Genomic DNA, 8,478 nt, shown 5'->3' with positions numbered 1-8,478 from the left:
TTGCCGGCGCCCTGCGGGCCGGTGAGGAACGGGGCCGGGACGGGCACGTCGGGGCCCAGGCAGCCGATGAGCCAGGCGATGGCCAGGCACTCGGTCTCGGCAGTGGCGAAGTTGCACAGCCGCATCAGGAGATCGATGCCCTTGCCGTCGGTGTCCTTGACCGGCAAGGGCAACTCCCCAGTGAGCTGGGTACGCCGCCAGCAGACGTCCTGCGGGTCCGGGATACGGATGTCCCATCCGGTGGGGTGGATACGCACGGACTGCCCGTCACTGCGCCCCAAGTCCAGCCATGTCGCACCGTCGTACCCGGGGGCGACGCGGATGTGCACGGGCTGCACGTCCTCGGTCAGCGCCAACGCTTCGATCAGGTCGAGCGCTTGTCCCAGCTCCTTCAGCTCTCACCGGGCGAATGGGTGGTGGAACTGCACCGGACCACCTACACCGCAGACGGAACCGTGTGGAATTTGCGATCGGCGTTCACGCGGCAACACGCTTCGCGTGGACCTACGACTTCAAGGTGCCCGACTCGGCGAAATCGGAGGGCGAGGCCAAGTGATTTCAGCGCAGGCGTGGACGGACGCTCAGCGGCTTTGGGACTTCCAGCAGATGGGCCACGAGGTACGCCCCTGCTCTGTGGCGATCGGGCTCGGCAGCCACGATCTCGGGGTTGCCGACACGACTGCTGACCTCTACCACCACGGCATGGCGCCGCTGATTGTGTTCACTGGCGCGACCAGCCGCACGACCCGCGACCGCATGCCACGAGGTGAGGCCGAGCACTGCCGCGAACGGGCAATAGAACTGGGCGTTCCCGCGGAAGCCATCCTCGTTGAGCCGCAGGCACGGAACACAGGCGAGAACATCCGCTTCTCCCGGGCCCTCCTCGAGGAACGGCACGTCCCCGTCTCCTCGGCCCTACTGGTCAGCAAGCCGTACGAGGAACGACGGGCCTACGCGACAGCTTGCAAGCTGTGGCCTGAAGTCGAGTGGTTGTGCGCCTCCACGCCCATGGCGCTGAGCGAATACGTCGACTCGATCCGAGACGCGCACCTAGTGATCGACATGCTGGTCGGCGCTCAGCAGCGACTCATGATCTACCCCCGACAGGGGTTCATGATCAAGCAACACATCCCCGCCGACGTGGCCGCAGCGTACGAGCGACTGCGTGATGCGGGCTTCACCACCCGGCTCGTACGGGACGCCGTCGCGAAGGACTGACGGGACGCGAGCTGCAAACTGGACCGTCCGAGGGTGGCCTGTGGCAGTGATCTCCGCAAATCTGAGACCGTTTGGGGGATGCTGCGGCAAGCTGATCAGTTGTGAATAGTGAAGGCAGCGCGGGCGGGCGTGCAAGGTCGTACTTCAAACACTGGATCGGAGGAGGGGCCCTTGTCCTAGGGGCAGCTGCGGTGGTGGCCCTGGTAGATAAAGCCCCGCTGGCTATCCTTCTCGGCTGGCCGCCGCCGCTGCCTCTGCCGTTCCGGCTCCTTATGTCTGGCGCTGTCGTTGGGGGCGGGGCATGCGTCCTACTGGCGAAGTGGGGCACGAAGTCCGATGACTCGCTAGCACGCTTGCGCGAGGCGGAGCAGGGCCTGACGGAGGCATTGCGGGCTGCTCCGCTTCCATATGGCCAAGGCATTCCACTTCCCTCACAGACAGCTCACGGCGATGCCGCAGGGCCTGCGCAAGCCTCTTACGACTTGACACTCGCGGCTCTATGGGATGTGACGCACGAACAACTGCACGCCTACCACGGGATCGCGACGCGTCAGGCGAAATTGTCGTTCTGGAGTGCACAGGCGGCAATGGTTCTCGGCTTCGTAATGCTGGGTTCATTCGTGCGGGTGGCGTTCACTGCAAGCACGACGGCGGGGGCTGTGGTTGCCGGTGGCCTGGGCGTAGTGTCTGCGGCTCTGGCGGGATTCATCAGTCGTACGTTCGTGAAGTCGCAGGAGACAGCAGCCGGGCACCTCAAGGCGTACTTTGATCAGCCATTGGAGTTCTCCAGGTACCTCGCCGCTGAGCGACTGATCGCCAATGCGCCCCTAAGTCCGGAGCAGAGAGCGGACACCATCTCGGCATTGGCCCAGGCAATCGTCGCGGGCCCTGGAGCTGGGGCATCTCAGCCACCGGCGGGGACTGTCGTCGGCAGCGGCATGCCGACGCCTGTGGCCGCACCGCAGGGGCAGCCGTAGAGGGCAGCCCGCTAGCCCTGAGGGCTAGCCTTGACTGGGCCGTCTGGGGGCCGTCCGAGGGCAGCCAATGACGACCAACAAGGACCAGCAGCGACGGCGATGGCGCAGCTATCCGGAGGGGTGCGGGACAATGCCGCACCCCGTCGGCGAGCCGGTTCAGAACCAGCGCTACTGAGCAGCCCGGGACGATCACGCGCGCCCTCAACTGGCTGCGCGCGCCCTCTTGTTGACTCGTCCTTTACCTGCGACCCTAAAAGCACCCTCACTTGTGAACTTGTGAATCGATGAACCATGTCCTTCACGGGTTCGCCGGACTCGTTGGAGGTGGCTCCTTCCCATGCTCGTCCGCGACGCCATGAGCACGGTGGTCCTCACCGTCGGTCCCGCCCACACCCTCCGCCAGGCCGCCGCCCTGATGTCCGCCCGTCGGGTGGGTGCCGCCATCGTCCTCGACCCGGACGCCGGCGGCATCGGCATCCTCACCGAGCGCGACATCCTCAACTCCGTGGGCCTCGGCCAGAACCCGGACACGGAACGCATCCACGCCCACACCACCAACAACGTCGTGTTCGCCACCCCCACCTGGACCCTCGAGGAGGCGGCCCGCGCCATGGCCCACGGCGGCTTCCGTCACCTCGTCGTGCTGGACGGCGGCGAGCCCGCCGGGATCGTCTCGGTGCGTGACATCATCCGCTGCTGGGCACCGGTGCCGGACCGGCCGCTCGCCGTGCGGGCCTGAGAGTCCAATAGTCTGGATCGAGTCCAAAAACAGGTGATGTCCAAAGTCACACCTGTTCGGAAACTGGTCCGATTGCTGATACGCTGAGACGTATGAGCGACCTTCTGGAACGGCTGCGCGGACGCGGATGGCGGATGACCGCGCAGCGACGCGTCGTGGCCGAGGTCCTCGACGGCGAACACGTCCACCTGACGGCCGACGAGGTCCACGCGCGGGCCGTCGTCAGGCTGCCCGAGATCTCCCGGGCGACCGTCTACAACACGCTGGGTGAGCTGGTCTCCCTCGGCGAGGTGATCGAGGTCTCCACCGACCAGCGGGCCAAGCGCTACGACCCGAACGCGCACCAGCCGCACCAGCACCTGGTCTGCGCCCGGTGCGGCGCCATTCGGGACGTGCATCCGACCGGCAACCCGCTGGCCGACCTCCCCGACTCCGAGCGCTTCGGCTTCACGGTCTCGGACGTCGAGGTGACGTACCGCGGCGTCTGCCCGAACTGCGCCGCCGCCTGAGACGCGCCCACCGAAAGCCCCGGCCCCCCAACGGTGCCGGGGCTTCGTGCTGTCCACGGGGTTCCTGAATCTGACGGGTCGTCATATCGTCGACGGCACCCACCAGTCCGTTCCGCACTCCGCGAGGAGACCCCGTGGGAGAGCCGTATCCAAAACTCGAAGCGACCGACCTCACCCGCACCTTCGGCCGAGCCCCCCACCAGGTCCACGCGCTCGGCCCCGTCGACCTGGCCGTCTCCCCCGGCGAGTTCGTCTGCCTCGTCGGCCCCTCCGGCTGCGGCAAGTCCACACTGCTGCGCATCGCCGCCGGCCTGCTGCGACCCAGCAGGGGCCGCCTGGAGATCCGTACATCGAGCTCCCACCCGGCCGCGATGATCTTCCAGGACTACGGCATCTACGACTGGAAGACAGTCCTGGCCAACATCCGCTTCGGCCTGGACGTCCAGCGCGTCCCCCGGCGCGCCGCGAACGCGCGAGCCGCCGACTGGCTGGCCCGGATGGGCCTCGCGGACTTCGCGCACGCCTACCCTGCGGCACTGTCGGGCGGAATGCGCCAGCGCGTGGCGATCGCCCGGGCCCTTGCGGTGGAGCCGGAGCTGCTCCTGATGGACGAGCCCTTCGCCGCCCTGGACGCCCAGCTGCGCACGATCCTCCAGGACGAGCTGCTGGAGCTCACCCAGTCCACCCGCACCACCACCCTCTTCGTCACCCACAGCCTGGAGGAGGCGCTCGTCCTGGGCGACCGCGTCCTGGTGATGTCGGCCCGCCCCGGCCGGATCATCGCCACCCGCCGCCCGCCTTTCGCACGCCCGCGCACCGGCGGCATCCGCTCCACGGCCGAGTTCACGGCCCTGAAGGACGAGCTGTGGGACCTGCTGCGGAAGGAGGCGGTACCGGCATGACGACCACGGCACCCGTGAAGGAACCGGTACTGGTCCGGCGCCCCGGCCCCGGCGAACTGCACCCGGTGCGCACCCACCGCCGCCGGCGTGCCCTGGAGGTGTCACTGGCCACGGCCGTGCCGCTGCTCCTGGTCCTGCTCTGGCAGCTCGCCGCGGCCCGGGGCTGGATCGACGACCGCGTCTACCCCGCCCCGTCCACGATCCTCGCCGACGGCTGGGACCGGGCCACGGCGGGCGAGCTGTGGCCGGACGTGTGGGCGACACTGCGCCGCGTCCTGGCCGGGTACGCGCTCGGCACCGCGGCGGGCTACGTCCTGGGCCTGCTCATGGGCTCCGTGCCCCTGGTCCGCGCCGCGCTGGAACCGCTCCTGGACGCCCTGTACGTCGTACCGAAGCTGGCCCTGCTGCCCGTCTTCCTGAACATGTTCGGCCTGGGCGAGGGCCCCCAGGTCGCCCTGGTCGCGGCCACCGTCTTCTTCTTCGTGTGGATCTCGACCATGTCGGCGGTGATCGCCGTGCCGTCCGGTCACCGCGACGCGGGCCGGGTCTTCGGCGCCTCGCCCTGGCAGATGTTCCGGCATGTCCTGCTGCCCGCCTCCCTCCCGTCGGTGCTGGTCGGGGCGCGGATCGCGGCCGGCGTGGCGGTGCTCGTGATCGTCGCCTCGGAGCAGATCGCCGCGACGGACGGCCTGGGGCACCTGATCTTCGACTCGCGTGCACTGTTCCAGAACGACGTGATGTTCGTCGGCATCGTCTGTGTGGCCGTCCTCGGCGTGCTGTTCTCGGAGCTGGTCCGGCTCGCGGGCCGGCTGCTGACACCGTGGGCGCCGCGGGACCGAGGACGGGGGCAGTCATGAAGGGGCGCACGAGGCGCGAGTTCGGCGTGGCCCTGGCGGTCGGCCTGCTGCTGGCGTCGGCGGGGTGCTTGTCGAAGCATTCCGGGGACGCGGAGCCGGAAACGGGGGCGGGCAGCCGTACGATCCGGCCGGTGGACGGGTGCGGCAGGACGTCCTGGACGGACCCCGCGGACCGCTCGCCGGACCGCGCACCCGCCCGCTGCGAGGCGCGTGCGCCCGCCGCGCGGCCCCTGCCCGAACGGCGGAGGATCACCATCGCGACGGGAACGCTGAGCGCGGAGTACGTGGCCCCGCTGGAGGTCGCTCTCGACAAGGGTGAGTTCAGGGCGGAGGGTCTGGACGTCACGCTCAAGGTGCTGCCCACGCCGGACGCGCTGCCGCTGCTGGCCAAGGGCGACATCGACGCGCTCTGGGCGGCTCCCGAGGCAGCCGTGATGAACGGCGTCCGCGGCGGCTTCGACATCAAGTGGGTCGCCGGGAACTTCTCACCGGACCCGGCATCGAAGAGCGGCCTGTGGGTGAAGCTCAAGAACGGCGAGACGGCCGCGGGGGTCTGGATGGCCGACCGCAGCATGGGGACGATGATCGGCAAGGGGTCCGTGATCGCCTACCCCATGCAGAAGGCCCTCGGCGAGCACGGCGGCGGCCTCGACAGGATCCGCTACCAGCAACTGGGCTCGGCCGACGTTCTCACGGCTCTGCGGAACGGCGGCGTCGACTCGGCCTGGCTGCTGGACCCGGTGTGGCGCCGGGTCGACGGAAAACCCGGCTACGCCTTCCTCGGCGGCCAGCCCCTCGGTGAGCCGCTGGGAGGCATGCTGTACGGACGTGCACTGCTCCATGACGACGGGGACGCGGGAGTGGCACTGCTGCGCGCCTACATCCGCACGGTCAACACCTACTTCTCGGGCGACTACAAGAAGGATGCGACGTTCGTCACCTACCTGGCGAAGCTCCTGAAGACGGACGCGGACATCCTGAGATCGACCCCGCCCCTCCGTATGGACTGGGAGATCCGCTCCGGCACGACGACCCGGCTCCAGTCCGCCTACCGCGCCCAGGGTGCCACCAGGGGGCCCACCCTGCCGGAATCGAAGGTCGTGGACCGCTCGCTCTACGCGGAGGCGGTCGGCCACACCCCTTGAACCGTCACACGCCGAGGTGCAACACCGAGGGCCGGAACCCATTTCTGGATTCCGGCCCTCGGCTTCAGTAGCGGGGACAGGATTTGAACCTGCGACCTCTGGGTTATGAGCCCAGCGAGCTACCGAGCTGCTCCACCCCGCGTCGGTGAACACGACATTACGTGAAGGATGCGCGGGGAAGCAAATCGCTTCCCCGCGGGCACCGTCATGCCTGCACCCTCACGCCGACAGCTCCTGCCGCAGGGCGTCCCGCAGCCGGGCAGCCCGCTCGCCCACCTCGGGGGGTCCGAGCGTCACCGCGCGATCGGCCCACCGCTGCGCGACCGCGAGCTCCCCCCGACGCGCGTAGACCAGGGCCAGCCGGAGTGCCGCCCGCCCGTGCCCGGCGCCCGCGGCCCGCTCCCACCACACCGCCGCCTCGGGCTCGCTGCCCTCCCGGGCCAGCAGCAGCCCCAGGTTGAACGCCCCGTTCCGCGACCCGGCCTCGGCCGCCTGCCGGTACCACCGCGCCGCCTCGACCACGTCCCCCCGGGCGGCGGAGAGCATCCCGACCCGCACCTGCGCCCGCCGGTGCCCCTGGGACGCCGCCCGCTCGTACCACTCCTCGCACTCGGTCTTCTCGTGCACGACCTCGCCGAGCTCGTGGGCCGGCTCGGCCGGCCGTCGCGCGTCCAGCACGGTCGCCAGCCGGTACGCCGCCTCCGCGCTGCCGCCGCCCGCAGCGCACCGCAGATGCCGCTCCGCCTCCTGCTCGTCGCCCTCCCTCAGACGCGCGATGCCGACCTGCAACGCCGCCTCCGTGTGCCCGGCGGCGGCGGCACGCTCGTACCAGTCCAGCGCGGCCCCGTCCTCGCCCCGCCCGGCGTACAGGATGCCCAGGTTGAACGCGGCGTCCACGCTCCCCGCCTCGGCCGCCTTGGAGAACCACGGCTCAGCGCCCACCGTGTCGCCCTCCTGCAGCAGCAGGATCGCGAGCGCGTTCGCCGCCTCCCGGTGCCCGGCGTACGCGGCACGCCGGTACCACTGCTCGGCCTGCGCGGTCCGCCCCTGCTCGGCGCAGAGCAGCCCGAGGTTGTACGCGCCGTTGTCGTCCCCGGCGTCCATGGCCGCGCGGTACCACCGCTCGGCGGTCTGCGTCTCGCCCCGCTCCGCGTGCAGCGCGCCGAGCGCGTTGGCCGCGTTCCCGTCGCCGTCCTGCGCGGCCCTGAGCCACCACACGGCCGCGCTCTCGGTGTCCCCCGCGTCGCGCAGCAGGAAGCCGAGCGCGCAGGCGGCCCGCGCCTCGCCGTCCTTGGCGGAGGTCAGGTACCAGCGCCCGGCCTCCTTGAGCTTCCCCCGCTTCTCCAGGATCGCGCCGAGGTGCAGGGCGGCGCGCCGGTGCCCGCGCGCGGCGGCCTGGCGGTACCACTGCTCGGCCTCCTCGACGGCGCCGCCGGGCTCGGCCTCCTCCTCGTGCGCGGCTCTGCGGTCCAGGGCGCGTGCCAGCCGGTAGGCGGCCTCGCGGTGACCGCGCTCGGCGGCGGCCCGCATCCACTGCTCGGCGGTGCCGTCCCCGCGGTGCTCCAGCAGGTCGGCGAGCGCGTAGGCGCCGAGCACATGGCCCTGCTCGGCGGACTGGCGCAGCCAGTACTCGGCGGCGGGCTCGTCGCCCCGCTCGCGGTGGTGCCGGCCCAGCGCGTGCGCGGCCGCCGCGGAGCCGGCCACGGCGGCGATCCGCCACCATCCGGCGGCCTCGTCGGCGTAGCCGCGCTGGTGCAGGAGGACGCCCAGGTTGTTCGCGGCGGCCCGGTCACCGGCCGCCGTCGCGGCACGCAGGTGGGGTTCGGCTCCGTCGAGGTCGCCGCGGCGCAGCAGCATGGCGCCGAGGACGCTCATCGCCTCGACGTCACCGGCCTCGACGGCGAGCCGCTGACGCGCCTCCTCGGCGGCCTCACCGGCCTCGTCGCGGTCGGCGGGCGGCACGAGGTCGACGGACTGCTCAAAGTCGGCATCCCGCACAAAGGATGCAGGCTGCACAAAAGACCCGGTCTCCAACAGAGTTGCCTTGTCCCCCATAACGTCCATCGTCGCACCACCTGCAGCCTGGGTACACCCGGTATACCGCAAGCCTGTGAGGTCACTTCAGCGTTTT

Annotated in this window: 7 protein-coding genes, 1 tRNA gene and 2 pseudogenes; 7 read left to right on the top strand and 3 right to left on the bottom strand. The window is 70.5% G+C overall.

Annotated elements, in window-relative coordinates:
- Positions 1–380 (bottom strand): annotated as a pseudogene (locus ACFYZQ_RS36980) (ATP-binding protein); the annotation flags it as partial.
- Between the two features lie 3 nt (positions 381–383).
- Between ACFYZQ_RS36980 and ACFYZQ_RS36975 the strand changes: the two are divergent.
- From ACFYZQ_RS36975 to ACFYZQ_RS36945, 7 genes and pseudogenes are all read left to right on the top strand, one after another.
- Positions 384–556, top strand: a pseudogene (locus tag ACFYZQ_RS36975) (UTRA domain-containing protein); the annotation flags it as partial.
- Positions 553–1,218, top strand: a complete 666-nt coding sequence (locus tag ACFYZQ_RS36970; RefSeq protein ID WP_389157827.1) for a YdcF family protein — start codon at positions 553–555, stop codon at positions 1,216–1,218. The pseudogene ACFYZQ_RS36975 and the gene ACFYZQ_RS36970, both read left to right, overlap by 4 nt.
- Before the next feature lie 1,314 nt (positions 1,219–2,532).
- Positions 2,533–2,934, top strand: a complete 402-nt coding sequence (locus ACFYZQ_RS36965) for a cyclic nucleotide-binding/CBS domain-containing protein (RefSeq protein ID WP_389157825.1) — start codon at positions 2,533–2,535, stop codon at positions 2,932–2,934.
- A gap of 92 nt (positions 2,935–3,026) precedes the next feature.
- Positions 3,027–3,443: a Fur family transcriptional regulator gene (locus ACFYZQ_RS36960; RefSeq protein ID WP_389157822.1), complete on the top strand. Its 417-nt coding sequence runs from the start codon at positions 3,027–3,029 to the stop codon at positions 3,441–3,443.
- Positions 3,444–3,577: 134 nt separating this feature from the next.
- Positions 3,578–4,345, top strand: a complete 768-nt coding sequence (locus tag ACFYZQ_RS36955; RefSeq protein WP_389157820.1) for an ABC transporter ATP-binding protein — start codon at positions 3,578–3,580, stop codon at positions 4,343–4,345.
- Positions 4,342–5,202 (top strand): ABC transporter permease, encoded by an 861-nt coding sequence (locus ACFYZQ_RS36950; protein WP_389157817.1) that lies wholly within the window; start codon positions 4,342–4,344, stop codon positions 5,200–5,202. The genes ACFYZQ_RS36955 and ACFYZQ_RS36950 overlap by 4 nt, the downstream gene beginning before the upstream one ends.
- Positions 5,199–6,347, top strand: a complete 1,149-nt coding sequence (locus ACFYZQ_RS36945; protein ID WP_389157815.1) for an ABC transporter substrate-binding protein — start codon at positions 5,199–5,201, stop codon at positions 6,345–6,347. The genes ACFYZQ_RS36950 and ACFYZQ_RS36945 overlap by 4 nt, the downstream gene beginning before the upstream one ends.
- 68 nt (positions 6,348–6,415) lie before the next feature.
- Here ACFYZQ_RS36945 and ACFYZQ_RS36940 read toward each other — a convergent pair.
- Together ACFYZQ_RS36940 and ACFYZQ_RS36935 are read right to left on the bottom strand one after the other, a co-directional pair.
- A tRNA-Met gene (locus tag ACFYZQ_RS36940) sits at positions 6,416–6,489 on the bottom strand.
- A gap of 77 nt (positions 6,490–6,566) precedes the next feature.
- A complete protein-coding gene (locus tag ACFYZQ_RS36935) occupies positions 6,567–8,411 on the bottom strand; it encodes a tetratricopeptide repeat protein (RefSeq protein WP_389157812.1) in 1,845 nt (614 codons plus the stop codon).
- Positions 8,412–8,478 lie beyond the last annotated feature (67 nt).

Origin of the sequence: Streptomyces sp. NPDC001843 (genome assembly GCF_042891955.1) — a bacterium.
In the GTDB taxonomy this organism is placed as follows: domain Bacteria; phylum Actinomycetota; class Actinomycetes; order Streptomycetales; family Streptomycetaceae; genus Streptomyces.
The sequence above is the reverse complement of the archived record's forward strand: the minus strand, read 5'-3'. Positions and strand labels throughout refer to the sequence as shown.